29 protein-coding genes are annotated in these 25,136 nt (G+C 76.4%); 20 read left to right on the top strand and 9 right to left on the bottom strand.

The annotated features are described in order from the left end of the window. The first annotated feature begins 31 nt into the window (after positions 1–31). Complete coding sequence (locus ACU616_RS05735; protein ID WP_446757512.1) at positions 32–967, top strand: NAD-dependent epimerase/dehydratase family protein; 936 nt, start codon at positions 32–34, stop codon at positions 965–967. Positions 968–971: 4 nt separating this feature from the next. Here the strand turns inward: ACU616_RS05735 and ACU616_RS05730 are convergent, their stop codons facing one another. Both ACU616_RS05730 and nhaA read right to left on the bottom strand, forming a co-directional pair. Then, positions 972–1,667: a hypothetical protein gene (locus ACU616_RS05730; protein ID WP_446757511.1), complete on the bottom strand. Its 696-nt coding sequence runs from the start codon at positions 1,665–1,667 to the stop codon at positions 972–974. A gap of 345 nt (positions 1,668–2,012) precedes the next feature. Next, positions 2,013–3,362 carry a Na+/H+ antiporter NhaA gene (gene nhaA / locus ACU616_RS05725; protein ID WP_446757510.1) on the bottom strand — a complete coding sequence of 450 codons (1,350 nt, stop codon included), beginning with the start codon at positions 3,360–3,362 and terminating at the stop codon, positions 2,013–2,015. 148 nt (positions 3,363–3,510) lie between these two features. On the opposite strand from nhaA, the gene murD reads away from it, so the two are divergent. From murD to ACU616_RS05680, 9 genes are all read left to right on the top strand, one after another. Continuing rightward, on the top strand, positions 3,511–4,875 hold the full coding sequence (gene murD, locus ACU616_RS05720; protein WP_446757509.1) for a UDP-N-acetylmuramoyl-L-alanine--D-glutamate ligase: 1,365 nt from the start codon (positions 3,511–3,513) through the stop codon (positions 4,873–4,875). Then, positions 4,865–6,187, top strand: a complete 1,323-nt coding sequence (locus ACU616_RS05715) for a hypothetical protein (RefSeq protein WP_446757508.1) — start codon at positions 4,865–4,867, stop codon at positions 6,185–6,187. The genes murD and ACU616_RS05715 overlap by 11 nt, the downstream gene beginning before the upstream one ends. A 113-nt stretch (positions 6,188–6,300) precedes the next feature. Continuing rightward, positions 6,301–6,756: a Fur family transcriptional regulator gene (locus ACU616_RS05710; protein WP_446757507.1), complete on the top strand. Its 456-nt coding sequence runs from the start codon at positions 6,301–6,303 to the stop codon at positions 6,754–6,756. Further along, a complete protein-coding gene (gene ygfZ / locus ACU616_RS05705) occupies positions 6,753–7,886 on the top strand; it encodes a CAF17-like 4Fe-4S cluster assembly/insertion protein YgfZ (RefSeq protein WP_446757506.1) in 1,134 nt (377 codons plus the stop codon). Before ACU616_RS05710 ends, ygfZ begins: the two co-directional genes overlap by 4 nt. After that, positions 7,883–8,449 (top strand): RsiG family protein, encoded by a 567-nt coding sequence (locus ACU616_RS05700; protein WP_446757505.1) that lies wholly within the window; start codon positions 7,883–7,885, stop codon positions 8,447–8,449. The genes ygfZ and ACU616_RS05700 overlap by 4 nt, the downstream gene beginning before the upstream one ends. Positions 8,450–8,541: 92 nt before the next feature. Further along, positions 8,542–9,507 carry an asparaginase gene (locus ACU616_RS05695; RefSeq protein WP_446757504.1) on the top strand — a complete coding sequence of 322 codons (966 nt, stop codon included), beginning with the start codon at positions 8,542–8,544 and terminating at the stop codon, positions 9,505–9,507. A 68-nt stretch (positions 9,508–9,575) separates the two neighbouring features. Next, a complete protein-coding gene (locus ACU616_RS05690) occupies positions 9,576–10,142 on the top strand; it encodes a helix-turn-helix domain-containing protein (RefSeq protein WP_446757503.1) in 567 nt (188 codons plus the stop codon). Beyond that, positions 10,139–10,858 (top strand): hypothetical protein, encoded by a 720-nt coding sequence (locus ACU616_RS05685; RefSeq protein ID WP_446757502.1) that lies wholly within the window; start codon positions 10,139–10,141, stop codon positions 10,856–10,858. Before ACU616_RS05690 ends, ACU616_RS05685 begins: the two co-directional genes overlap by 4 nt. Positions 10,859–11,024: 166 nt before the next feature. Continuing rightward, entirely contained in the window at positions 11,025–11,309 is a 285-nt protein-coding gene (locus ACU616_RS05680; protein ID WP_446757501.1) for a DUF2516 family protein, read from the top strand. Between the two features lie 16 nt (positions 11,310–11,325). Here the strand turns inward: ACU616_RS05680 and ACU616_RS05675 are convergent, their stop codons facing one another. The 3 genes from ACU616_RS05675 to ACU616_RS05665 form a co-directional block, all read right to left on the bottom strand. Then, positions 11,326–11,529, bottom strand: coding sequence for a PspC domain-containing protein (locus ACU616_RS05675; RefSeq protein WP_446757500.1), 204 nt, complete (start codon positions 11,527–11,529; stop codon positions 11,326–11,328). An 81-nt stretch (positions 11,530–11,610) separates the two neighbouring features. Next, entirely contained in the window at positions 11,611–12,474 is an 864-nt protein-coding gene (locus tag ACU616_RS05670) for a spermidine synthase (protein ID WP_446757499.1), read from the bottom strand. After that, positions 12,471–13,328 carry a class I SAM-dependent methyltransferase gene (locus ACU616_RS05665; protein WP_446757498.1) on the bottom strand — a complete coding sequence of 286 codons (858 nt, stop codon included), beginning with the start codon at positions 13,326–13,328 and terminating at the stop codon, positions 12,471–12,473. The genes ACU616_RS05670 and ACU616_RS05665 overlap by 4 nt, the downstream gene beginning before the upstream one ends. A gap of 59 nt (positions 13,329–13,387) precedes the next feature. Between ACU616_RS05665 and ACU616_RS05660 the strand changes: the two genes are divergently transcribed. Beyond that, complete coding sequence (locus ACU616_RS05660) at positions 13,388–14,389, top strand: UDP-N-acetylmuramate dehydrogenase (RefSeq protein WP_446757497.1); 1,002 nt, start codon at positions 13,388–13,390, stop codon at positions 14,387–14,389. Between the two features lie 79 nt (positions 14,390–14,468). Here the strand turns inward: ACU616_RS05660 and ACU616_RS05655 are convergent, their stop codons facing one another. Further along, complete coding sequence (locus ACU616_RS05655; protein WP_446757496.1) at positions 14,469–15,236, bottom strand: SDR family oxidoreductase; 768 nt, start codon at positions 15,234–15,236, stop codon at positions 14,469–14,471. Positions 15,237–15,321: 85 nt separating this feature from the next. Between ACU616_RS05655 and mshA the strand changes: the two genes are divergently transcribed. From mshA to ACU616_RS05625, 6 genes are read left to right on the top strand one after another with little or no spacing between them, the layout of a single operon-like run. Continuing rightward, positions 15,322–16,659: a D-inositol-3-phosphate glycosyltransferase gene (gene mshA, locus ACU616_RS05650; RefSeq protein ID WP_446757495.1), complete on the top strand. Its 1,338-nt coding sequence runs from the start codon at positions 15,322–15,324 to the stop codon at positions 16,657–16,659. Between the two features lie 30 nt (positions 16,660–16,689). Beyond that, positions 16,690–17,295: a YbjN domain-containing protein gene (locus ACU616_RS05645; RefSeq protein ID WP_446757494.1), complete on the top strand. Its 606-nt coding sequence runs from the start codon at positions 16,690–16,692 to the stop codon at positions 17,293–17,295. After that, the gene (locus ACU616_RS05640; RefSeq protein ID WP_446757493.1) at positions 17,292–18,941 is read left to right on the top strand and encodes an MFS transporter; all 1,650 of its coding nucleotides are present in this window, start codon (positions 17,292–17,294) and stop codon (positions 18,939–18,941) included. Before ACU616_RS05645 ends, ACU616_RS05640 begins: the two co-directional genes overlap by 4 nt. Positions 18,942–18,983: 42 nt before the next feature. Then, positions 18,984–19,286: a hypothetical protein gene (locus ACU616_RS05635; RefSeq protein WP_446757492.1), complete on the top strand. Its 303-nt coding sequence runs from the start codon at positions 18,984–18,986 to the stop codon at positions 19,284–19,286. Between the two features lie 30 nt (positions 19,287–19,316). Further along, entirely contained in the window at positions 19,317–20,081 is a 765-nt protein-coding gene (locus ACU616_RS05630) for a phosphoglyceromutase (protein ID WP_446761455.1), read from the top strand. Then, positions 20,078–20,656, top strand: a complete 579-nt coding sequence (locus ACU616_RS05625; protein ID WP_446757491.1) for a mycothiol transferase — start codon at positions 20,078–20,080, stop codon at positions 20,654–20,656. The genes ACU616_RS05630 and ACU616_RS05625 overlap by 4 nt, the downstream gene beginning before the upstream one ends. On the opposite strand, the gene phoU is transcribed toward ACU616_RS05625, so the two are convergent. Beyond that, complete coding sequence (gene phoU / locus ACU616_RS05620) at positions 20,653–21,312, bottom strand: phosphate signaling complex protein PhoU (RefSeq protein ID WP_446757490.1); 660 nt, start codon at positions 21,310–21,312, stop codon at positions 20,653–20,655. The two genes, ACU616_RS05625 and phoU, sit on opposite strands and share 4 nt — an antisense overlap. A 222-nt stretch (positions 21,313–21,534) precedes the next feature. Here phoU and ACU616_RS05615 point away from each other — a divergent pair, with 222 nt between their 5' ends. Both ACU616_RS05615 and ACU616_RS05610 read left to right on the top strand, forming a co-directional pair. Continuing rightward, positions 21,535–22,743: a sensor histidine kinase gene (locus ACU616_RS05615; protein WP_446757489.1), complete on the top strand. Its 1,209-nt coding sequence runs from the start codon at positions 21,535–21,537 to the stop codon at positions 22,741–22,743. Continuing rightward, complete coding sequence (locus ACU616_RS05610; protein ID WP_446757488.1) at positions 22,740–23,420, top strand: winged helix-turn-helix domain-containing protein; 681 nt, start codon at positions 22,740–22,742, stop codon at positions 23,418–23,420. Before ACU616_RS05615 ends, ACU616_RS05610 begins: the two co-directional genes overlap by 4 nt. A gap of 188 nt (positions 23,421–23,608) precedes the next feature. On the opposite strand, the gene ACU616_RS05605 is transcribed toward ACU616_RS05610, so the two are convergent. Both ACU616_RS05605 and ACU616_RS05600 read right to left on the bottom strand, forming a co-directional pair. Further along, entirely contained in the window at positions 23,609–23,830 is a 222-nt protein-coding gene (locus tag ACU616_RS05605) for a DUF3072 domain-containing protein (protein WP_446757487.1), read from the bottom strand. Between the two features lie 10 nt (positions 23,831–23,840). Further along, positions 23,841–24,053: a hypothetical protein gene (locus ACU616_RS05600; RefSeq protein WP_446757486.1), complete on the bottom strand. Its 213-nt coding sequence runs from the start codon at positions 24,051–24,053 to the stop codon at positions 23,841–23,843. Positions 24,054–24,134: 81 nt separating this feature from the next. On the opposite strand from ACU616_RS05600, the gene ACU616_RS05595 reads away from it, so the two are divergent. Continuing rightward, complete coding sequence (locus ACU616_RS05595) at positions 24,135–25,136, top strand: helix-turn-helix domain-containing protein (RefSeq protein WP_446757485.1); 1,002 nt, start codon at positions 24,135–24,137, stop codon at positions 25,134–25,136.

Here is a 25,136-nt window from a genome sequence, read left to right as displayed (position 1 = left end):
CACCGCTCTCGTCGGACCCCGAGGAGCGGACGTGGCGCTGCACGTGATCGTGGGCAAGGGACCGGTCGGCCGGACGACGGCGGAGCTGCTGGCCGACCGGGGCCACCGCGTGCGGGTGCTCTCGCGCAGCGGCGGCCCCTCGACCGAGCGGGTCGAGCACCGCCGGGTGGAGGCCGCCGACACCGCAGCGGTCACCGACGCGGCCGCCGGCGCCGCCGCGCTCTACAACGCGGTCAACCCCGCCTACCACCGCTGGACCACCGACTGGCCACCGGTGGCCGCCGCGCTGCTGGGCGCCGCCGAGCGCACCGGCGCCGTCCTGGTGACGATGTCGAACCTCTACGTCTACGGCCGCCCCACCGGGCCGATGACACCGGAGAGCCCGCTGGCCGCGACCGACGCCAAGGGGCGGGTCCGGATCGCGATGTGGCGCGAGGCGCTCGCCGCGCACGAGGCCGGCCGCGTCCGGGTGACCGAGGCGCGGGCGGGGGACTTCGTCGGGCCGCAGGTGCCGGCCGACCACTCCCACCTGGTCCGCCAGCTCCCCGCGCTGCGCCGCGGCCGCCGCGCCTGGGTGGTCGGCGACCCGGACGCGCTCCGCAGCTGGACGTACCTGCCCGACGTCGCCGCGACGCTGGCGGTCCTCGGCACCGACGAGCGGGCCCTCGGGCGGGCCTGGCACGTGCCCACGAACCCGCCGCGCTCGCAGCGGCAGGCCCTGGCCGACCTGGCCCGGGCGATGGGACGCGAGCCGGTCGCGGTCAGCGGCATCCCGTGGCCCCTGCTGCGGGCGGTGGGCCGGTTCTCGCCGACGGTGCGCGAGCTGGTCGACATCCGGCACCAGTTCGACCAGGAGTTCGTCCTCGACGCCACGGCGACGACGCGGGCGTTCGGCCTGGCGGCCACCCCGTGGGAGCAGGTGCTCATGGCGACCGCGGCCGCGACCGGGCCCGCGGCGGCGGCCTGAGGCGCTAGCGGGGCTCGACCGGGTTGACCGGGTCGCTGTCGGGGGTCACCGGGTCGCCCGGCTGCGCGGGGGCGACCTCCAGCCGGGTGGCGAGCAGGGCGTCGACGGCGTCGACGCTGCCCCCGACGTAGGTGCTCATCAGGGCCGGGTCGGTGACCACGCACCACGCCCGGTCGGCCGGCCACCACAGCGCCGCGCTCTGCTCCTGCGGTTCGGGGGCGAAGTTGGCGGTGGCCCGGTCCACGGGGCCGCGGACGAGCAGCAGGTCGCTGCGGGGGAGCCGCAACCGCGGCAGGTCGGCCGCACCGCCGTCGTCCCAGCCGAACCAGCACTCGCCGGGCGTGGCCGTCTCGGTGGCCAGCACGGCGGCGACCTCCCGGGCGACGTGCTCGACCAGGTGGCCCTCGGCGGGGGCGTCGTTCCACACCCCGGGCTGGTCGAGCTCGCTGACGAAGTCCCAGGAGCCGGTGACGCCCGGCCACTGCATGAGGCGGTGCGGGGTGGCGCCGTTGGCCGCGGCCACCTCGTCCCAGCGGACGTGGACGTCGTCGTCGCCGGCGTAGCGGACGGCGGGGTGGAACACGCGGGCGTAGGCGGGGAAGCGGGCCGGCACGAGGGCGGCCACGGTGTCGGGGGTGGCGGCGCGGACCGCCTCGGCGATCCAGCGTCCGGCCGGTGCACTGCGCGTGGCGGTGTCCACGGCCGCTCGGCCCTCCCCGGCGGGTGCGACTGGGGACCTGTCCCCAGGGACGGACGACCCCCGGGCTGCTCCACGGCGCCACCGCGAGGCGGCTGCGCGTGGGCCGACTGGACGAGTGTCGGCGGCCCGGGGGTCGGGTGACTGTCCGGTTCTCGCTCGCCGCCGTGCGACGGACGGGCGATCAGGATGCCGGCGTTCGGGTTCCACTCCGAACGGGCGGCCCATCTGGACGGCGGCTAGCGGACAGCCACCTCACGAGTCCGATAAGCATGCAAAGTACGGACCACCTCCTCTCTCGTGTACCTCGACGGTACGACGCGGTCCGGAGGTCGGCAACGACGTTCTTCAGCCGTCAGCGGAACCGCGGCGCGTCCCCGGCGCCCCGGGCGTGTCGGGGTCGCGCTGGTACACGTCGGGGATGCCGTCGGCGTCGGCGTCGACCCGCTCGAGCTCCTCGATCCGCCGGTAGCGCCGGTTGCGCAGCCGCAGCACGACCGTGGCCAGCAGCGCCGAGAGCACCGTGCCGACGAGAACGCCGACCTTGACGTGGTCGTCGCGCTCGGTGCCGACACCGAAGGCGAGCTCGCCGATGAGCAGCGAGACGGTGAACCCGATCCCGCCGAGCAGGGCCATGCCCACCAGGTCCGGCCAGCCCAGCTCGTCGGCGAACTCCGCCCGGGTGAACCGGGTGACCAGCCAGGTGGCGCCGACGATGCCGACGACCTTGCCGACGACCAGGCCCGCGACGATGCCCAGGGCCACCCGGTCGCCGAGGGACTCCACCAGGCCCGAGAGCCCGCCGACGGTGACCCCGGCGGCGCAGAAGGCGAACAGCGGCACCGCGACGCCGGCCGACAGCGGCCGGAACCGGTGCTCGAGGTGCTCGGCCAGGCCCGGCCCCGCCTCCGGACCGCCGGCCGCCTCGCTGCGCACGACGGGCACGGTGAAGGCCAGCAGCACGCCGGCCACCGTGGCGTGCACGCCGGACTCGTGGACGAGCACCCAGGTGAGCACCGCCAGCGGCAGCAGCAGCCACCAGGAGCGGACCCGCCTCTGCACCAGGAACCCGAACACCGCCAGCGGCACCAGGGCCAGCGCCAGCCAGCCGGCCGCCAGCGACGACGTGTAGAAGACCGCGATGATCGTGATGGCCAGCAGGTCGTCGACGACGGCGAGGGTGAGCAGGAAGGTCCGCAGCGCGCTGGGCAGGTGGGTGCTGATCACCGCCAGGACGGCGAGGGCGAAGGCGATGTCGGTGGCCGTGGGGATCGCCCAGCCCCGCAGCGCGCCGTCCCCGCCGAGGTTGACCAACGCGTAGAGCAGCGCCGGCACGGTCATGCCGCCCACCGCGGCGGCGACCGGCAGCACGGCCCGGCGCGGGTCGCGCAGGTCCCCGGCGACGAACTCCCGCTTGAGCTCGAGCCCGGCGACGAAGAAGAAGACCGCCAGCAGGCCGTCGGCGGCCCAGGTGCCCAGCGTCAGGTCCAGGTGCAGCGACGCCGGGCCGACGCGGGTGTCCCGCAGCGCCCCGTACGAGTCCGCCCACGGCGAGTTGGCCCAGACGAGCGCGACGACGGTGCCGGCCAGCAGCAGGACACCGCCGACGGTCTCCTTGCGCAGGACGTCGGCGATCCGGCGGGCCTCGGACCAGGAGCCGCGGGCGAAGACCCGGGTCGATCCGGCGGGGGTGGTCACGGGGCGGCTCCGCGGGGAGGGGTCGGGTGGGCTCTGCCCACTCAGGAGCAGCTCGCCGACCAGACTTCCCGGCACACCCGTCCCCACCGTATCGGGGCGGCCCCGTCGTCGCCGTCCCCGCACCGGGGGCCTCCGTAGAGTGGTCGCCGTGGACCCCCGCCCGGCGCCGCCCCCGCGGGAGCGCTCCCTCCGCCTGGCCGAGCTGGCCGGCCGGCGGGTCGGTGTGTGGGGGCACGGCCGCGAGGGGCGGGCCGCCGTCCGGGCCGCGCTGGCCGCCGGGGCCGCCGCCGTCCTGGTCGCCGACAGCCGCCCGGTCGACCCCGCGTCGCTGCCCGCCGGCGTCGCGACCGCCGGCGTCGCCGACCTCGCCGGCTGCGACGTCGTGTTCCGGTCGCCGGGCATCAGCCCGTACCGGGAGGACGCCCGGGCGCTGGCCGACCACACCGTGGTGACGACCGGCACCGGCGTGGCGCTGGCCGAGGCCGCCGACCGCGGGGTGCCGGTGCTGTGCGTCACCGGCACGAAGGGCAAGAGCACCACCAGCGCCCTGGCCGCCGCCGTCCTCACCGCCGCGGGCCGCCCGGCGGTGCACGCCGGCAACATCGGCACCCCGCTGCTCGACGTCCTGGCCGACGTCGGCGACCGCACGCTCGTCGTCGAGGTCTCCAGTTACCAGGCCGCCGCCGTCCCCGACTTCACCGGCCGTGGCGCGCTCACCTCGCTGGCGCCCGAGCACCTCGACTGGCACGGCTCGGTCGACACCTACTACCGCGACAAGCTGCGCGTCTTCGGCGCCTGCCCCGAGCGCTCGGTGGTCGTGAGCGCGCAGGCCCGGCCACTGGCGGTGCGGTTCCTCGACCCGGCGCAGCTGGTCGACCCGGCCGAGGTCGTCCCCGCCGGGCTGGCCGAGCGCGTCGTCCCGGTGCACCTGCCCGGCGCGCACAACCGCAGCAACGTCGTGGTCGCGCTGGGCGCCTGCGCGCTCATGGGCGCCGACCTGGCCGGCCGCGCCGACGCCGTCGCCGACGCCGTGGCCGGCTTCCGCGCGCTGCCGCACCGGCTCTCCCCGGTGGCCGCGCTCGGCGGGGTGACCTTCGTCGACGACACGCTCTCCACCACGCCGGTCTCGGTGCTGGCCGCCCTCGACGCGCTGGCCGGGCGCCCGGTCACGCTGGTCGCCGGGGGCCAGGACCGCGGCCTGGACTACACCGACCTGGCCCGCGCGTTGGTGGTCCGGCGGGACGCCGTCGCGCTGGTCACCATCCCCGACACCGGGGCCCGGCTGGCCGCCGACGTCCGCCGGGAGGCCGCCGGCGTCCCGGTGCGCCTGGCCGAGACGGCGTCGCTGGAGGAGGCGGTGGCGACGGCGGTCGCGACCACCCCGCCCGGCGGCGTCGTGCTGCTCTCGCCCGGCGCCCCCAGCTACAACCGCTTCCGCGACTTCGAGGAGTTGGCAGCCACCTATGAGCAGATCCTCGCCGACGCCGGCGCCGAGCGTGTCCGTGCGCTCTGAGACGGGCGCCTTCGTCGTCGCCGGCCGCTCGTTCGACCCGGCGACCGGCGAGGCCGCCTTCACCTACCGGCTCGGCGACGACGAGTTCACCGAGCGGCTGACCCTCGACCGCTCGCTGCTGACCGGGAGCGCCCCAGAGCAGGTGGAGGCCGCGCTCGACCTCGTCCACCTGGTCATGGGCACCAGCTACTACAAGCTCGCGGCGCCCGGCCGGGTGACCGTGGAGCGGCCGGTCACCGCCGCCCAGGCCGCCGTCGCCGCGGCCGCCTACACGCACGGGCTCGGTGAGTTCGCCGCGGTCAACGGGCTGGCGGTGCCGCACCGCGTCGAGTTCGACGTCGAGATCCGCGAGCCGGGCCCGGCGCCGGCCGGCGGCACCCGCGGAGCGCTGCTGCCGGTGGGCGGCGGCAAGGACTCCGCGCTGGCCCTCGTCGTCATCCCCGACGGGACCGCGCTGGCGGTCAACCCGACCGGCGCGCAGCGCGACGTCGCGCGGGCGGCCGGGGCGCCGCTGGTCGAGGTGCGCCGGCGGCTGGACCCGCTGCTGGCCGAGCGGACGGCGCAGGGGGGCCTGAACGGGCACGTGCCGGTGACCGCGATCAACTCGGCGATCTCGACGCTGGCGGCCGTCCTCGGCGGCTACGACCCGGTGGTGTTCGCCAACGAGCGCTCGGCCGACGAGGAGACGCTCACGATCGGCGGCGCGAGCGTCAACCACCAGTACTCGAAGTCCTTCGCATTCGAGCAGCTGTTCACCGCGGCCGCCGCGGAGCTCGGCGTCGGCTACTTCAGCCTCACCCGGCAGCTGTCGGAGCTGGCCACCGTCGCCGCCGTCGCCGCGCTGCCGCTGCGCGCGGACATCCTCAGCTGCAACCGCTCCTACACCCAGCGGCACACGGGCGGGCAGGCCGAGCAGCGCTGGTGCCTGCACTGCGACAAGTGCCTGTTCACCTTCCTCTGCTTCGCGGTCTTCCTCCGCCCCGCCGAGGCGGTGGAGATGTTCGGCGGCAACCCCCTGGACGACGTGTCGCTGGCCGACGGCTTCCGCGCGCTGTGGGCCACCGAGAAGCCGTTCGACTGCGTGGGGGAGCGGGCGGAGAGCGCGGCGGCGATGGCGCACCTGGCGGCCAGTGCGTCCTGGGGGAACGCCCCGGTCGTGCGGGCGGTCGGGGCGGAGGCCGCGGCGGCCGCCGAGGTCACCGGCGCGACCGTGGCCCGGTTCCTCGCCCCGCGCGGCGAGCACGCCGTCCCGGCCCGCTACCTGGAGGCGCTGTCCCGGGTGCTGGCCGGCGCCCGCAGCGCCGTCGCCTGACGGCCCCGTCCGGAGGCTCGCCCGAGCGTGCGAGGGGTGAGGGGGACGGGGTCCGTCCACACTCGCAGGCTCGCGGCGGGACCCTGCACGGGGGCCGACATAGGCTGGTCGTCGTGGCTTCCGAGCACGGTCCCGCTCCCCTGGCCGAGCGGCTGCGGGCCCGGGGCCTGCGGCTGACGCCCCAGCGCGAGCAGGTGCTCGCGGCCGTCTCCGCGCTCGACCACGCCACGCCCGAGGCCATCGGCGCGCGGCTGCGCGAGCAGGCGGGGCCCGGCGGCGCGGCACCCGACACGTCCACGGTCTACCGGACCCTCGAGCTGCTCGAGCGGCTCGGCCTGGTCTGGCACACCCACCTGGGCAAGGGGGCGCCGGTCTACCACTCCTCCGAGCACCCGCACCTGCACGTGGTCTGCGCCTCCTGCGGCGACATCGCCTCAGCCGACCCCGCGCTGCTCGACCAGGCCGCGGAACGTCTGGCGGCCGACCTGGGTTTCACCGTGGACGTGGGGCACGTCGCGCTGTCGGGGACGTGCCGCCGCTGCCGAGAGTCCGGGACGGAGCAGTCATGACCACCACCTCACCGCTGGCCGCGCGGCCGGGGGCCGTCGTCGCCGAGGGTGCGACCGCCGCCGCCCACCAGGTCGCTGTCCACTACGGCGACCCGCTGCGCGAGCAGCGGCTGCTCGCCGAGGGCGCCGGCCTCGTCGACCGCAGCGACCGCGACGTGCTCACCGTGCCCGGCGCCGACCGGCTGACCTGGCTGCACAGCCTGACCAGCCAGCACCTCGAGCGGCTGGCCGACGGCAGCGGCACCGAGGCGCTGGTCCTCTCGCCGCACGGCCACGTCGAGCACCACCTCGTCCTCGCCGAGCTCGGCGGCACCACCTGGGCCGACGTCGAGCCGGGCACGGGTGCGGAGCTGCTCACCTTCCTGCAGCGGATGGTGTTCATGCTCCGCGTCGAGCCGGCGCTGGTCACCGACACCTGGGCGCTGCTCGCGCTGGTCGGCCCCCGAGCGCCGGAGGTCCTGGCCGCCGCGGGGCTGCCCGCCCCCGACGCGCCGTCCGCCGTCGTGGCGCTGCCCGGCGGTGGCTTCGTCCGGCGCGTGCCGGCCCTCGGCGACGGCGCGGCGACGGCGTTCGACCTGCTCGTGCCGCGCGCCGAGCTGGCCGCCCGCGCCGACGCCCTGACCGCCGCCGGCGCCGGGGTCGCGGGCCTGGACGCCTACGAGGCGCTGCGGGTGGAGGCCCGCCGCCCGCGGCACGGCGTCGACACCGACCACCGCACCATCCCCAACGAGCTGGCGTGGCTCTCGACCGCCGTCCACCTCGAGAAGGGCTGCTACCGCGGGCAGGAGACCGTCGCGCGGGTGCACAACCTCGGCCGCCCGCCGCGGCGGCTGGTCCTGCTGCACCTCGACGGCGTCAGCGAGGACCTGCCCGTCCCGGGGACGCCGGTGCTGGCCGGCACCCGCGACGTCGGCCGGGTCGGCACCGTCGTGCGCCACCACGAGTTCGGCGTCGTCGCCCTGGCCCTGGTCAAGCGGTCGGTGGCCCCGGACGCCGCGCTGACCGTCGGTGGCTCGCGCGCCGCGCTCGACCCCGACGACGCCGCCGGTGACCGCGACGCGCGCGACGACACCCGGGCCGCGGCCCGCGACCGGGTCCGGGCCGTCCGGTCTGCCACCATCGGGCGGTGACCTCCGGAAGCTCCTCCCCGACCCCCGCCGGTGGGCAGGCCGTCGACGCGCTGCTGCACCCCGGCTTCCTGGAGGGCGTGGACGCGCGCCCCATGTCCGAGGTGCGGACGCTGCGCCGCCGGGCCGAGCAGGCGGAGGTCGACCTCTCCTACACGCGGCGGCTGCTGCAGGGGCGGCTCGACATCGTCCGCCGCGAGCTGCAGCGGCGCGCCGAGCACGACGGCCGCTCGCTGGTCGACCTGCTGCCGGAGATCCTCGCCGAGAAGGGCCGCGGCCCGGCGCACGGCCTGGGCCGGCACCAGACGGTGCAGCCGGCGTCCCCGGGCGGGGCCGAGTCCTGGGTGAACGGCCTGACGCCGGACGTCGACCTCTCCGCGGTCCCCGAGCTGCCCGACGCCGACCTCGAGCAGGCCGCCCGCGCGCTCGCCGCCGCCGAGGGCCAGCTGTCCGAGCGGCGCCGCGGCGTCCAGCAGGTCATGGACGCACTCGCCGGCGAGCTGGCCCGGCGCTACCGCAACGGCGAGGCCGACGTCGCCGCCCTGCTCGCCGACGAAGGTCGATGAGGGACCACGCTCCCCCCCACGCCTCGCAGGCTCGGCGCGGGCCCCTGGAGCGTGGCCGTTCCAGCACGTCACCGGGGTGGCCGGAGGCGCCGGTGCTCGTGGAGGTGTGGCGGTCGGGGTTCCTGGAGTCGGTGCACCGCGGCGCCGTCGTCGTCGTGGGCCCGGAGGGCGAGGTCCGCTGGTCGGCCGGCGACGTCGAGCGGCCGGTGCTGCCGCGCTCGGCCAACAAGCCCGTCCAGGCCACGACCTACCTGGCCGCCGGCTGGCGCCCCCGCTCGGAGGAGGAGCTGGCGATCGCCGCGGGCTCGCACTCCGGGGAGGACGGGCACCGCGACCTCGCCGCGGGCGTGCTGGCCGCCGCCGGGCTGGGCCCGGAGGCGCTCGGCTGCCCCGCGGCGCTGCCCGGGCACGAGCCGACCCGCGCCGCCTGGCTGGTCGCCGGCCGCGAGCCCGAGCGGCTGGCCATGAACTGCTCCGGCAAGCACGCCGCGATGCTGGCCGCCTGCGTCGCCGCCGGCTGGCCGACCGCGGGCTACCTCGACCGGGAGCACCCGCTGCAGCAGGCGATCGAGGCCCGGCTGGCTGCAGCGGCCGGCGAGCCGGTGGCCGCGGTCGTCGTCGACGGGTGCGGGGCACCCCAGCACGGGCTCTCGCTCACCGGGCTCGCCCGCGGCGTCGGCTCGCTGGTGGCCGCGCCGTCCGGGAGCCCGGAGCGCGCGGTGGCCGACGCGATGCGCGCGCACCCCTGGTACGTGGCCGGCACCGGCCGGGAGGACACCGACCTCATGACCGCCGTCCCCGGGCTGCTGGTCAAGGGCGGCGCCGACGGCGTGCACGTCGCCGCGCTGCCCGGGCAGGGTGCGGTGGCGCTCAAGCTCGACGACGGCGGTGACCGCGGGCGGACCCCGGTGCTCGCCGCCGCGCTGGGCCGTCTCGGCGTCGACGCCGGCGCGCTGGCGCGCTGGGCGGTCACCCCCGTGAGCGGCGGCGACGGGGTCGTCGGCGAGGTCCGGCCGTCGGCCGTCCTGGCCGGGCCCAGCCGGCCCGCCGGGGTGTGAGGGGACTCACGGGAGAGTGCTGGCGCCTGTGCTTGCAACAGCTAGCACTGCTGGTTACCGTGGAGTACGTGCAGACCCCCGGCGAGTTCGTGAGCGGTCAGGTGAGGTCGGTCCGCGAGAAGGTGGACCAGCTCGCCGGCAGCGTCGCGGAGACCGTCGCGGCCGAGGCCCAGTCGGTCTCGGCGGTGCGCTCGCAGGTGGGGGAGTACATCCGGGAGCAGCGCAGCGCCGCCCGGGTGTCCCTGCGCGAGCTCGCCCGCACCGCGGGGGTGAGCAACCCCTACCTCTCGCAGGTGGAGCGGGGGCTGCGCAAGCCGTCGGCGGAGATCCTGGCCGCCATCGCCCGGGGTCTGAAGATCTCCGCCGAGTCGCTCTACGAGCAGGCGGGCATCCTCGACCGGCGGGCCGGCAACCCCGACACCCTCGCGGCGATCCGGTCCGACGACCAGCTCTCCGAGCGGCACAAGGCCGTGCTGCTGGAGCTGTACGAGACCTACGTCCGCGAGCACGCCGCCGTCCGCGAGCGGACGGCGCCAGACACCACCGGCGCTCCCCCCGGCACCCCGGAGGACGCCGTCCAGGACCGCACCCCCGGGGCCGGACCGGCCCCCGCCCCCTCCAAGGAGTCCGCATGAGCACCACCGACACCGTCAAGCAGGTCGCCGAGCGCGGCCGCACCCCGCTGCTGGCCGCCGTCGGCGCCGGCGACCTGGCCGTCGAGCAGGCCCGCACCGCGCTCGCCACGCTGCGCTCCCGCGCCGAGGCCCTCCCCGGTGAGGCCCAGGTCCAGGTCGACCTGGCCGCCAAGGAGGCCCGCACGCGCGCCGAGCAGGCCGCCGACCGCGCCCGTCAGCTGGTCGTCGCCGTCCGTCCCGACACGGTCGCGAACAACGTCGCCGAGCTGCTCGAGACCGCTCGCACCCAGGCCGTCAGCACCATCGAGACGCTGGCCGACCGTGGCGCCGACGTTCTCCAGGAGCTGCGCCGCCAGCCGGCCTTCCGCCGGTTCGCCGGCCGCGCCGAGCAGGTCGTCGACCGCGTCGAGGACGTCGTCGAGGAGGCCATCGAGGAGACCGCCGAGGCCGTGAGCGAGGCCTCCGACGAGGTCACCTCGCTGGTCCAGAAGGCCGCCTCGAAGACCGCCAAGGCCGCCGCCAAGGCCGAGGCCGTCGTCGACGAGGCCGCCGACTCCGCGAAGGCGGCGATCGACGAGACTGCCGAGACCGTGGACGAGACCGTGGCCGAGGCCGCCCGCAAGCCGGCCACGCGCACCAGCCCGGCCGCCAAGACCGGCGCCAAGGGCACCTCGGCCCGCGTGAGCCGCGCCCGCAAGGCCACCAGCACCAACTGACGAAGGACCCCCTCCTCCCCACCCCTCGCACGCTCGGGGCGGTGCCCTGGAGGGGGCCTGAGGCCCAGGGCCCCGGAGCTGCACCCGCGCTCCGGGGCCCTGTGCCGTCCCGGGACTGCCCCCTCGGAGGGGGTGCCGGAGCCCACCCGGCGGGTACCCTCCGGGCATGTCCTTCGACGGGGTCCTGCTCGAGGGCCTGTACTGGCTCACCCTGGCGCTGGTGGCCTGGGCGCTCGTCGACGCGGTGGTCCGCCCGGCCACCGGCTACGTCGCGGCGGGCAAGCTCACCAAGCCGGCCTGGGTCGCGATCACAGCCCTCGCGGCCGTCGTGCTGTTCCTGCAGGGGCCGATGAGCTTCCTCGGCCTGCCGGCGGTCATCGCCGGCGTCGTCTACCTCGTCGACGTGCGGCCCGCGGTGCGCGGCGTCCAGCGGGGCAACAACTCCTGGTGAGTGTCGCGGCGGCCGGTCAGAACCGGTCGTCGCGCGGCATGACCAGCCACAGCACCAGGTAGGCGACGAACTGCGGCCCGGGCAGGATGCAGGAGATCACGAAGGCCAGCCGCAGGGCGCCCGTCGAGATGCCCAAGCTGCGGGCGAGGCCGGCGCAGACGCCGGCGATCATCGCGTGCTGGGTGTCGCGGGCGAGGCGGCGCGGGGCGGGGTGGGTCATGCCCCGACCTTAGGGCTCCCGGCCCCGTCCCGAGGCTCGTCCCGAGCTTGCGAGGGATGAGCCTCGGGACGGGGTCCTTCCTCAGCGGCTGAACACACCCGGAGGCGGCTCGGGGGAGGGCACGGCGTCGGCGTCGTGCACCGGCTGCGCCGTCCCGGTGAACCGGTCCAGGTCGTCCCCGGCCACCACCCGGGCCGGCATCGGGTCGGCGGCGCAGCGCCGGGTCAGGGCCGCGACCGGCAGCGGCGCGTCGGAGGCGACCGCGACCAGGTTGCCGAAGCGGCGGCCGCGCAGCGTCCCGGGCTCGGCGAGCAGGCACACGTGCCCGAACACCGCCCGCAGCGTGGCGACCTGTCCGCGGGCGAAGCGCAGCGGCGGGCCGTCGGCCACGTTGGCCGTGAGGACGCCGCCGGGCCGCAGCACCCGCCGCGCCTCGGCGGCGAACTCGACGGTGGTCAGGTGGGCCGGCGTGCGGGCGCCGGCGAAGACGTCGCTGACCACGACGTCGGCGCTTCCGGTGGGGAGGGCCGCCAGCCCGGCGCGGGCGTCGGCGGCCCGCACCCGCACGCGCGCCGCCCCCCGCGGCAGGGGCAGGTGGGTGCGCACCAGGTCGGTGAGCCGCCCGTCGAGCTCCACCACGCTCTGGCGCGAGCCCGGCCGGGTCACCGCCAGGTAGCGCGGCAGCGTCAGCGCGCCGCCCCCGAGGTGGACCGCGTCCACCGGCTCGCCCTCCGGTGCGGCCAGGTCGAGCACGTGGCCCATCCGCCGCACGTACTCGAACTCCAGGTGTGCGGGGTCGTCGAGGTCGACGTGCGACTGCGGGGTGCCGTCGACGAGCAGCACCCACGAGCCGTCGCGGTCGGCGTCGCCGAGGAGTTCGGCGGTGCCGCCGTCGACCGCCGTGGGGCCGGGCGGGACGACCGCCGGCCGCTCGCCGCGCCTCACGCGGGCGCGACCGCCGACCAGCGCACGGTCAGCTCCCCGTGCCTCCAGCGCCGGGTGGAGCCCACCAGCGGCCAGCCGTCGTCGGCGAGCGTCTGCACCGCCGCCGCCCACCGCTGCCGCGGGCCGAAGGTCGCCAGCCCCGCCGCGGCCGCCCACGCCGCGTCGAGGGCGCGCAGGAACCCGTGCACCGGCCGGCCGGGCACGTTGTGGTGGACCAGCGCCTTGGGCAGCCGCTCGGCGAGGTCGGACGGGCGGTCGAGGTCGGCGACCCGGGCGGCCAGCGTGAGCGTGAGCGGCCCGTCGGCGTCCAGCGCCACCCACGTGGCGCGGCGTCCCCACTCGTCGCAGGTGCCCTCCACCAGCAGCCCGCCCGGCCCCAGCGCGGCGCGCATGGTCTCCCACGCCCGCGCCGCCGAGGCCTCGTCGTACTGGCGCAGCACGTTGAACGCCCGCACCAGCACCGGCTGCAGCCCGGCCAGCTCGAAACCGCCGGTGCGGAAGTCGATCCGCGGCGGGTCGCGGTCCTCGGCGACGGCGGCGACCCGGGCCGGGTCGATCTCCAGGCCGACCACCTCGAGGCCGGGCACCTCCGGGGTCAGCCGCTCGGCCAGCTCGAGGGTGGTGACCGCCGAGGAGCCGTAGCCGAGGTCGACCACCAGCGGCCGGGCGGCGTCGCGCAGCCGGGGCACCTGGGTGGCGAGGATCCAGCGGTCGACGCGGCGCAGCCGGTTGGCGTTCGTCGTCCCGCGGGTCGGGAGGCCGAGGGCCCGCGCCCGGCCGGCCGCCAGGCGGGGGTGGGCCCTGCGCGGGGTGAGGCTCGCCCGGCGCTTGTGCTCGCCGCCCCCGTCGCTCACCGGTCCCGAGGGTAGCCCGCCTCCCGGGCCGGTTGGCGCCCCGCGGCTACCGTGGGACGGTGCTCGTCCGTTCCGACGCCCGTCTCGCCGACCTGACCACCCTCGGGATCGGGGGACCCGTCGGCCGGCTGGTCGAGGTCTCCGACGCCGCCGAGCTCGTCGCCGCGGTGCGGGAGGCCGACGAGGCCGGCCGGCCGCTGCTGGTGCTCGGCGGCGGGTCCAACCTCGTCGCCCCCGACGAGGGGTGGGACGGCGACGTCGTCGCCGTCCGCAGCCGCGGGGTCGAGCGGCGCGGCGACACCCTCGAGGTGCAGGCCGGTGAGGACTGGGACGACCTGGTCGCGCTGACCGTCGAGCAGGAGCTGGCCGGCATGGAGGCCCTCTCGGGCATCCCCGGCTCCACCGGCGCGACCCCCGTGCAGAACGTCGGCGCCTACGGGCAGGAGGTCGCCCAGACGATCACCGCGGTGCGCGTCTACGACCGCGCCGAGAAGACCGAGCGGACGCTCTCGAACGACCAGTGCGCCTTCGGCTACCGCGACAGCCGGCTCAAGCGCGAGCCCGGCCGCTTCGTCGTCCTCACCGTGGACTTCACGCTCGACCCCGGCCCGCTGTCGCGCCCCGTCGGCTACGCCGAGCTGGCCAAGCGGCTGGGCGTGGACCTCGGCGGCCGGGCGCCGCTGGCCGACGTCCGCGCCGCCGTGCTCGACCTGCGCCGCGGCAAGGGGATGGTCGTCGACCCGGCCGACCCCGACACCCGCAGCGCCGGGTCGTTCTTCACCAACCCCGTCGTCCCCGCCGAGCAGGCGGTGCCCGGCTGCCCGAGCTGGCCGGCCGGTGACGGGCGGGTCAAGCTCAGCGCCGCCTGGCTGGTGCAGTCGGCCGGCTTCGGGCGCGGCACGCGGGAGGGCCGGGTCGGGACGTCGTCGCGGCACAGCCTGGCGCTGACCACCGAGCCCGGGGCGACGGCGGCCGAGCTGATGGCCTTCGCCGACCGCGTCGTCGCCGCCGTCCGGGAGCGCTTCGGCGTCACGCTGGTCCCGGAGCCCACCCGGCTGTGACCGAGATCTGCACAGTGGTCGCCATCGATCGGCTGATGGCGACCACTGTGCAGATCTCGCGCGGGGCGAGGGCTGCTGGTCAGCCCTCGCGGTGCACCTTGTGCTGGGCGGCCTGCGCGCGCGGGCGGACGACGAGCAGGTCGACGTTGACGTGGTGCGGGCGGGTGAGCGCCCAGGCGATGCAGTCGGCGACGTCGTCGGCCACCAGCGGCTCGCGCACCCCGCGGTAGACGGCGTCGGCCCGCTCCTGGTCGCCGACCCGGTTGACCGCGAACTCCTCGGTGCGCACCATCCCGGGCGCGATCTCGATCACCCGCACCGGCTGGTCGAACACCTCCAGGCGCAGCGTCTCGGCCAGCGTGTGCACGCCGTGCTTGGCCGCGGTGTAGGACGCCCCGCCCTCGTAGCTGACCAGCCCCGCGGTCGAGCCGACGAACAGCACGTCGCCGGCGCCGGAGGCGACCAGCGCGGGCAGCAGCGCCTTGGTCAGCCGAACGGTGCCGAGCACGTTGACCTCGAAGGTCCGCGCCCAGGAGTCCAGGTCGGCCCGCGCCACCGGGTTGGCGTCGAACGCGCCCCCGGCGTTGTTCACCAGCACGTCCACGCGCGGCAGCTCGGCGACGAAGGCGTCGACCGAGGCGGCGTCGGTGACGTCGAGCGGCAGCGCGCGGGCGCCGATGGCGGCGGCCAGCTCGGTCAGCCGGTCCATCCGGCGCGCACCGAGGACGACGTCGAAGCCCTCGGCCGCCAGCCGGGTCGCGGTGGCGGCCCCGATGCCGCTGGAGGCACCGGTGACGACGGCGGTGCGCCCGGTCCCGGGCAGCGCGGAGGAGACGGGGGCGGACATGTGGTCATCCTGACCCTGTTGCAGGATGGGGAGTCGACAGGGGTGCTCTCACGGCGCCCGGGACGGGTCCTGGCGGGAGGTCGGTGTGCCTGCTCGCCGCCTGCTCACCCCGCGCGCGCCCCGGCGGGTGGCCACGGTCTCGGTGCACACCAGCCCGCTCGACCAGCCCGGCGCCGGCGACGCCGGGGGGATGAACGTCTACATCGTCGAGGTCTCCCGCAGGCTGGCCGCGCGGGGCATCGCCGTCGACGTGTTCACCCGGGCCACCTCCAGCGACCTGCCGCCGGTGGTCGAGATGAGCCCCGGGGTCACCGTGCGGCACGTCAGCGCGGGCCCGTTCGAGGGTCTGGGCAAGGAGGAGCTGCCCGCGCAGCTGTGCGCCTTCACCGCCGGTGTCCTGCGCGAGGAGGCGCAGCACGAGCCCGGCCACTACGACGTCGTCCACTCGCACTACTGGCTGTCCGGGCAGGTTGGCTGGCTGGCGCGCGACCGGTGGAGCGTCCCGCTCATCCACACCGCGCACACCCTCGCCAAGGTGAAGAACGCCGCGCTCGCCGCCGGCGACCGGCCCGAGCCGCGCGCCCGCGTCATCGGCGAGGAGCAGGTGGTCGCCGAGGCCGACCGGCTGGTGGCGAACACCGAGGAGGAGGCCCGCCAGCTCGTCGAGCACTACGGGGCCGACCCCCGGCGCACCCTCGTCGTCCCCCCGGGCGTCGACCTCGACCGCTTCCGCCCCGGCGACCGCGCCGCCGCCCGCCGCGCGCTGGGCGTGCCCGCCGACGCCGTCGTGCTGACCTTCGTCGGCCGGATCCAGCCGCTCAAGGCCCCCGACCTGCTGCTCGAGGCGGCCGCGCGGATGCTCGAGGACGATCCCGCCCTGCGCGGCCGGCTGCGGGTGCACGTGGTCGGCGCGCCGAGCGGGTCGGGCCTGGAGGCGCCGCGCCGGCTGGAGGAGCTGGCCGGGCGGCTGGGCATCGCCGACCGGGTGCGCTTCCTGCCGCCGCAGGCGCCCGACCGGCTGGCGCTGCACTACCGGGCCGCCGACGTCGCCGTCGTCCCGAGCCACAACGAGTCCTTCGGGCTGGTCGCGCTCGAGGCGCAGGCCTGCGGGACGCCCGTCGTGGCCGCCGCGGTGGGCGGGCTGCGGACCGCCGTGCGCGACGGCGTCTCCGGGGTGCTGGTCGAGGGCCGCGACCCGGCCGCCTACGCCGCCGCCATCCGCGCGGTGCTCGCCCGGCGCCCCCTGCTGGCCGCCGGCGCCCGCCGACACGCCGGGGACTTCTCCTGGGACCGCACCGCTGACGCGCTGGTGGCGGCCTACGGCTCCGCGGCCGCCGAGATGGCCGCGGCGGCGGCCGCCGCGCGGCGCGAGCGGGCCGTCGGTGCACTGTGGCCGGTGGCCGGGACCCAGGTGGCCTGGTGATGCGGGTGGCACGGTGAGCCGGGGAACGCGGTGAGCACCGACGGCGGCGCGCGGCCGGCGCGCGCGGACGTCGTCGCCGCGCTGGACGCGGTCATCGACCGGACGCTGCGGGATGCCGAGCTGGTGCACGAGCACCCGGCGCCGGGCCGGTGGCTGGTCGACCTGCCCGGCACCAAGAAGCTCAAGACGGTGTGCGGGCTCATCGTCGGCGAGCACGCGCTGCGGGTGGAGGCGTTCGTCTGCCGCCAGCCCGACGAGAACCGCGAGCAGCTGTGGACCTACCTGCTGCAGCACAACGCCCGCATGTACGGCGTCGCCTACTCGGTGGACCGGGTCGGGGACGTCTACCTGACCGGCCGGGTCCCGCACGCCGCGGTGACGCCCGACGAGCTCGACCGGCTGCTCGGCGCCGTCCTCAGCTACGCCGACGACCACTTCAACACGATGCTCGAGATCGGCTTCGGCAGCTCGATCCGCCGGGAGTGGGAGTGGCGGGTCAAGCGCGGGGAGTCGCTGCGCAACCTGGAGGCCTTCGCGGCCTTCGCGCAGGCCGGGAGCCGCTCGCAGACGCCGGGCGGCGCGTCCGGCCCGGCCCGGGGCGACGGGGGAGGGACCGCCCCGGACGGCGGGGCGTGACCGCGACCGGGCGGGACCGCGCGGCCGCGCCCGCCGCACCGCCCGCGCCCGCCGCACCGCCCGCGCCCGCCGCACCGGCCGCGGCGCCGGCCGGGGAGCGTCCGGGCCACGCCCGGCGGTGGTGGGTGCTGGCCACCATGACGGTCTGCCTGCTCGTGGTGATCATGGGCAACACGACGCTCAACGTGGCCATACCGACGCTGCAGCGCGAGCTCGGCGCGACCCAGGGCGAGCTGCAGTGGGCCGTGGACGCCTACATCGTCGTCTTCGCCGGGCTGCTGTTCTCCTGGGGCGTCATCGGCGACCGGATCGGCCGCCGCACGGTCCTGCTCATCGGCCTGACCGTCTTCGCGACGGGCTCGGTGCTGGCCGCCACCTCCGACAGCCCGCTGGAGCTCATCGCGTACCGGGCGGTGATGGGCGTCGGCGGCGCGGCCGTGCAGCCGACCACCCTCGCCGTCATCACCAACGTCTTCCCGGAGAGCGAGCGCGGCCGGGCGATCGGCATCTGGGCGGCCACCGCGGGCCTGGCCGTGGCCGGTGGGCCGCTGGCCAGCGGCGCGGTGCTCACCCACTTCTGGTGGGGCGCGATCTTCCTCATCGGCGTCCCGGTGGCCGCCCTCGGCGTGCTGGGCACCATCGCGTTCGTGCCGGAGTCGCGCGACCCCGAGCCGGGCCGGCTCGACGTCCCGGGGGTGCTGCTGTCGATCGCCGCCCTGGCCGGCCTGGTCTACGGGATCATCCACGGCGGCTCGGGGGTGGGCTGGGTGACGCCGGGCGTGCTCGTGCCGCTGGTCGGCGGCGTGGTGCTCATGGCGCTGTTCGTCTGGTTGCAGCGGCGGTCGACGCACCCGGCGCTCGACGTCTCGCTGTTCCGCCTGCCGGCCTTCTCCGCGGCGGCCGCGGCGCTGGGCCTGAACTTCTTCGCCCTGATGGGCGCCACCTTCTACCTCGTGTACTACCTGCAGGGGGCGCGCGGCTACGACCCGCTGCAGTCGGGTGCGGCGCTCATCCCGGTGGCACTGGGGATGGCCCTGATGGCGCCCTGCAGCTCCCGGCTGGCCGAGCGCCTGGGCGCCAAGGCCGTCTGCGCGGGCGGGTTCGTGCTCATCACGCTGTCCTTCCTGGGGTTCCAGCTGCTCGACCAGGACGCCCCGCTGTGGCTCCTGGTCACCGCGCTGAGCGTGCAGGGCCTCGGCATGGGCGCGGTGATGGCGCCGGCCACCGAGTCGATCATGTCGGTGGTGCCGCGGGAGAAGGCCGGCGCGGGCGCCGCGGTGAACAACACCGTCCGCCAGGTCGGCGGCGCCCTGGGCGTGGCCATCCTCGGCTCGCTGCTCGCCACCGCCTACGCGGCGAACGTCGGCCGGGCCGTCGACGTGCTGCCGGCCGCGGTGCGCGACGAGGCGAGCACCTCGATCGCGGCCACCCTCGAGGCCGCTCGGGTCACCGCCGTCGCGGCCCGCGCGGCCGGCGACGAGGAGCGGGCCGCCGCGGCCGAGGCGCTGGTCGGGGCCGCCCGCGAGGCGTTCGTGTCCGCCATGCACGTCACCGCCGTCGGGACGGCGACCGCCTCGGCGGTCGCCGCGGTCGTCGTCCTGGTCTGGCTCCCGGGACGGCGTCGTCCGCGGTCGACGCCGTCCTGAACACCCGCGCGTGGGCGTGCCCCGGCGCCTAGCGTGGGGCCGGTGACCGACCCGCCCGCGCAGCAGGAGCGCCTGGCCCGCGCGCTGATCGGCGTCGTCGCCGCCTCCGGGCTGGTCTACCCGCTGCTGCTGTGTGCGGTGCAGCTGGTGTTCGCCCAGCTGTTCGTCGTCGACGTGGCCGCGACCGCGCTGTGGCTGGGCGTCGCCGTCACCTGCTGCGTGGCGCTGGTCGCCGCGGTGCGGTGGGGCGCGGCCCGCCGGGTGCGCAGTCCGTGGCTGCTGGCCGGGCTGGCGCCGCCGGTCCTCTACGAGGTCTGGGTGCTCTGGCCGCTGGTGACCGGCTGAGCGCGGTTCGGGCAGGATGGGCCCGTGACGATGTCAGCGGTGAACGCCCCGGGCACCCTCGTGCTGCTCCGCCACGGCGAGAGCGAGTGGAACAAGGCCAACCTGTTCACCGGGTGGGTCGACGTCGAGCTGTCGGAGAAGGGCCGCGCCGAGGCTGCCCGCGGCGGGCAGCTGCTCGCCGAGCACGGCCTGCTGCCCGACGTCCTGCACACCTCGCTGCTCAAGCGGGCGATCACCACCGCCGAGCTCGCGCTGGCCGCCGCCGACCGGCAGTGGATCCCGGTGCGCCGGTCGTGGCGGCTCAACGAGCGGCACTACGGCGCGCTGCAGGGCAAGGACAAGGCCGCCACCCTCGCCGAGTACGGCGAGGAGCAGTTCATGGTGTGGCGCCGCTCCTACAGCACCCCGCCGCCGCCGATCGAGGCCGGCAGCGAGTACGCCCAGGACGGCGACCCGCGCTACGCGTTCCTGCCGCCGGAGGTGCGCCCGGCCACCGAGTGCCTGGCCGACGTCGTCGTCCGGATGCTGCCGTACTGGTACGACGCGATCGTGCCCGACCTCCGCAGCGGCGGCACCGTGCTCGTGGCCGCGCACGGCAACAGCCTGCGGGCGCTGGTCAAGCACCTCGACGGCATGGGGGAGGAGGAGGTCGTGGGCCTCAACATCCCCACCGGCGTCCCGCTGCGCTACGACCTCGACGCCGACCTCACGCCGGTCAAGCCCGGCGGTGAGTACCTCGACCCGGAGGCCGCCGCGGCCGCCATCGAGGCGGTCAAGAACCAGGGCAAGAAGTGACCGGTGGGCTCCGGCCCTGGGAGCCCCCGTTCACCGGCACCGAGACCGAGCACCTGCTGGGGGCGCTGGACCGGCTCCGCACCACGTTCCGCTGGAAGGCCGACGGCCTCGACGCCGCCGGCCTGCGGGCACGGGTCGGGGCCTCCGCGCTGACCCTCGGCGGGCTGTTGAAGCACCTCGCGCTGGTGGAGGACCTCACCACGACGTGGAAGCTGCGGGGGACCTCACCCGGGGAGCGCTGGGAGGCGGTCGCCCGGGCCGGTGACGTCGACCGGCCGTTCACCTCGGCCGCTGACGACGACCCCGCCGAGCTCTACGCCGTCTGGGACGACGCCGTGGCACGGTCCCGGGCGCGGCTGGCCGAGGCGGTGGCCGACGGCGGGCTCGACCGGCTCGTGCACCTCACGGGCCCCGACGGGCAGCCGGTGGGCCTGCGCCGGCTGGTGTGCGACCTCCTCGAGGAGTACGGGCGGCACACCGGGCACGCCGACCTGCTCCGCGAGGCCGTCGACGGCCGGGTCGGCGAGGACCCGCCGGAGGACTGGCGCCCCGTGAGCGGCCGGTACCGGCTCTAGCTCGCGGTCTCCTGCATCTGCCGCTCGCCGGTGACCAGGTAGACGACCCGGCGGGCGACGCTGACGGCGTGGTCGGCGAAGCGCTCGTAGTAGCGGCCGAGCAGCGTGATGTCGATGGCCGCCTCCATGCCGTGCGGCCAGCCGGGGCTCAGCAGCACGCCGAACAGCTGACGGTGCAGCGCGTCCATGAGGTCGTCGTCGCTCTCGAGCTCGGCGGCGGCCCGGACGTCGAGGCGGGCGATCACCGCGCCGGTCTTGGCGACCAGGCTCTGCGCGACGTGGCCGGCCTCGAGGAGGATCGGCCGCACCTCGGCGGGGACGGCCGACTCCGGGAAGCGCATCCGGGCCAGCTTGGCCACGTGGACGGCGAGGTCGCCCATGCGCTCGAGGTCGGCGACGATGCGCATGGCCGTGGTGATCGTGCGCAGGTCGGTGGCGACCGGCTGCTGACGGGCCAGCAGGGTGAAGCAGCGCTCCTCGATGCTCTCGCGCACCGCGTCGACGTGCTCGTCCCCGGCGATGACGAGATCGGCCAGGGACACGTCGGCGTCGAGCAGGGCGGTCGTGGCGGTGCTCATCGCCGAGCCCACCGAGTTCGCCATCTCCACCAGGCAGGCGTTGATGTCCTCGAGTTCTCCGCGGTAGTGCTCGCGCACGGGTCCTCCTCGTGGCCGGCCGCACGGAGGCCGGCGGCGGGTGCGGCCACCGTCTGATCCGGCGCGCCGTCGTCTGGATCTCGAGGGTAGGAGCCCTGGGCGTGGTGCGGATCCCCGCCCGGTGAACGGGCGGACACGCCCGCGTGAACAGTCCCCGCCCAGCGCCGCGCGGCCACCCCGACGGGGGACGACCGGGCCGCACCGCGGCTTAGCATCTGCCTCGTGAGCCCGCTGGTCGCCCTCGTGACCGGCCTCGTCGTCGGCGCGGTCGTCGCGGCCGCCGTCGTCCTGCTCGTCCGCCGCCCGGCCGGCCACCCCGAGCGGACGGCCGGCGAGCCCGACGGCGCGGCGCGGGAGGCGCAGCTGGCCCGGCGGCTGCTCGACCTCATGGACCCGGCGGTGCTCGTGCTCGACGTCGACGACGCCGTGGTGCTGGCCAACCCCGCCGCCCGCGGGCTCGGCATCGTCCGCGACCACCGGCTGCTGGTCCCCGAGCTGCTGCGCCTGGTGCGCGACGTCCGCGGCGGGGGCAGCCGCCGGGCGGACGTGACGCTGCCCGGCGACCTCGTCGGTGGCGGCCCGCGCACGGTCGGCGTCCACGGCGTGCGGCTGGAGAGCGGCCCGGCACCGGTGCCCGGCCCGGTCGCCCTGGTGCTGCAGGACGTCACCGAGGCCCGCCGGGTGGAGGCCGTCCGCCGCGACTTCGTCGCCAACGTCGGGCACGAGCTCAAGACGCCGGTCGGCGCGCTCGGGCTGCTGGCCGAGGCGGTGCAGGGCGCCGCCGACGACCCCGAGACGGTGCAGCGCTTCGCCACCCGCATGGCGCACGAGGCCGACCGGCTGGCCCGCCTGGTCCGCGAGCTCATCGACCTCTCCCGCCTGCAGGGCGCCGAGCCGCTGCCCGAGCTGGCGCCGGTCGACGTCGACACCGTGCTCGCCGAGGCCGTCGACCGCACCGGCCTCGCCGCCGCCGCCAAGGGCATCACCATCGCCGTCGGCGGTCGCCGGGGGCTCGTCGTGCGCGGTGTGGAGGCCCAGCTCTCGACGGCCGTGACCAACCTGCTGGCCAACGCCGTGGCCTACAGCCCGGACGACACCCGCATCGCCGTGGGCGCCCGGGCGCGCTCCGGCTTCGCCGAGATCGCCGTGACCGACAGCGGCATCGGCATCCCGCGCCAGGACCGGGGACGGGTCTTCGAGCGCTTCTACCGCGTGGACCAGTCACGGGCCAGCAGGACCGGGGGCACGGGGCTCGGCCTGGCGATCGTCAAGCACGTGGCCAGCAACCACGGCGGCTCGATCAGCGTGTGGAGCGAGGAGGGCCTCGGCTCCACGTTCACCCTGCGCATCCCCCTGGCGGTCGAGGACCGCCCGGACACCCCCGACGCGGCGCCCGGCGCCGCCCAGGTCCTCCAGGAAGGACGGTCATGACCCGAGTGCTGGTGGTGGAGGACGAGGAGTCCTTCTCCGACGCGCTGTCCTACATGCTCGGCCGCGAGGGGTTCGAGGCGGTCGTGGCCTCCACCGGCCCCGAGGCCCTGGCCGAGTTCGACCGCGCCGGGGCGGACATCGTCCTGCTCGACCTCATGCTGCCCGGGCTGCCGGGCACCGAGGTCTGCCGGGCGCTGCGCTCCCGCAGCAACGTCCCGATCATCATGCTGACGGCCAAGGACTCCGAGGTCGACAAGGTGGTCGGCCTGGAGCTGGGCGCCGACGACTACGTCACCAAGCCCTACTCGGCACGCGAGCTGGTCGCCCGCATCCGCGCCGTCCTGCGCCGCCGGGGGGACGTCGAGGTTCCCGCCGACGGCGCGCTGGAGGCCGGCCCGGTGCGCATGGACGTCGAGCGGCACGTCGTCGCCGTGGACGGTGAGGCGGTCGCGCTGCCGCTCAAGGAGTTCGACCTGCTCGAGCTGCTGCTCCGCAACGCCGGACGGGTGCTCACCCGCGGGCAGCTCATCGACCGGGTCTGGGGCTCGGACTACGTCGGCGACACCAAGACCCTCGACGTCCACGTCAAGCGGCTGCGCGCCAAGATCGAGCCCGACCCGGCCAACCCCAAGCACCTGGTGACCGTCCGCGGACTGGGCTACAAGTTCGAGCAGTAACACTGTCGGCCTACCGGCCGACACCGCGGCCAGGTGCCTCATCACCTGGCGCTGACCCGCTTCCCGTCAGCCCGGGGGTGGACCCTCCGGGCCCGCCGCCCGAGCTGACCGCCTGGCGGCGTCCGTACCCGTGGGGCCGGCCTCGGAGGTGTCGGTCTCGAACGACCACCTGACGGCGTCCGTCGGGGTCACTGGCCCCGGCCGGTCTCCTCCTGGAGCTCGTCGATCTTCCTCGAGGCGTCGGCCTTGGTGATGTCCTCCGGGACGTCCTCCCCGGCCTGGCGCGCCAGGGTGTGCAGGTAGCTCTTCTGCGCCCCGGTGGCGGGCTCGTCGCCGGTCACCCAGTCCGACGGGTCCTTCTCCGCGGTCGGGTCGCCGGCCTGTCCGGTGTTGACGTTCGATTCGCTCATGTGTTCGAGTCTAGGCGTGGGTGAGCTCCGCCGCAGGTCGAGCAGCCGCCACCGCGGCGCGGGCCTGCTCCCAGCGCCGGCCGGTCCGGTACACGTGCACGCTCCCGCAGGCGGGGCACTCGACCGACAGCGCGACGTGCGTCGGGTGGTTGGTGACCGATCGGATCCGCCGGTCGGCGACCAGCTCGTCGGTCCGGGTCACGGGGCAGGTGATCAGCAACATGGGAGGAGCGTGCTCCGGCTCGCGGAGTGCGACGAGTGGCGGATGTGACAGCGATCGCGTCTTTCCTGCCATGATGTCGGCGTGACCGGAACCGACCGCCCGCTCGTCGTCAGCCTGCTCGCCGGCGACGGCGTCCTGGGCGCCTTCGGCCTCGGCGTCGCCGCCGAGGTCTTCGGCTACGACTACCGCCGCCTGGGCATGCCGCGGTTCGACTTCGCCGTGGTCACCGACCGCCCGGGCATCGTGCGCACCGACACCGGCCTGGCGCTGTACGTCGAGCACGGCCTCGAGCGGCTGGACACCTCCGACGTCGTCCTGGTGACCGCGTGGGAGAAGCTGTCCGCGCCCGTCCCGCCGGCGGTCCTCGAGGCGCTGCGGGCCGTGCACGCCCGCGGTGCGCAGATCATCAGCCACTGCACCGGCGCCTTCGTCGTCGCGGAGGCCGGCCTGCTCGACGGCCGGCGGGCCACCACGCACTGGCGGTACGCCGGCGAGCTGGCCGCCCGCTACCCGCGCGTCGACGTCGACCCGCGGGTCCTCTACGTCGACGAGGGCACGATCATCACCGGCGCCGGCACGGCGAGCGGCGTCGACGCCCTGCTGCACTTCGTCCGGCGGGAGTGGGGCGCGACGGCGGCCAACGCGCTGGCCCGCGAGATGGTCGTCCCGCCGCACCGCGACGGCGGGCAGGCGCAGTACATCGACACCCCGGTCGCCCGCTGCGAGGACGACCTGCTGGGCATCGTGCTCGACTGGGCGCGGGCGCACCTGGCCGAGGACATCAGCGTCGAGGCGCTCGCGCGGCGGGCGCTGATGAGCCCACGCAGCTTCGCCCGCCGGTTCAAGGCCACCACCGGGACGACGCCGCACGCCTGGCTGCTCGCCCAGCGACTGGCCGCCGCCGAGGCGCTGCTGGAGGAGACCGAGGCGCCCGTCGAGGAGATCGCGCGGCTGGTCGGCTTCGGCACCGCTGCCGGGTTCCGCGAGCAGTTCGCCCGCCGCCGCGGGGTGTCCCCGCGGGCCTACCGGCAGACCTTCCGCACGGCCGCCGCGGTGCCGGCGGGTGAGGGCTCGGCCGCGTAG

This window comes from Geodermatophilus sp. URMC 62 (assembly GCF_052931475.1).
Note: the sequence above shows the minus strand (reverse complement) of the source record. Positions and strands in the feature narration are given on the sequence as shown.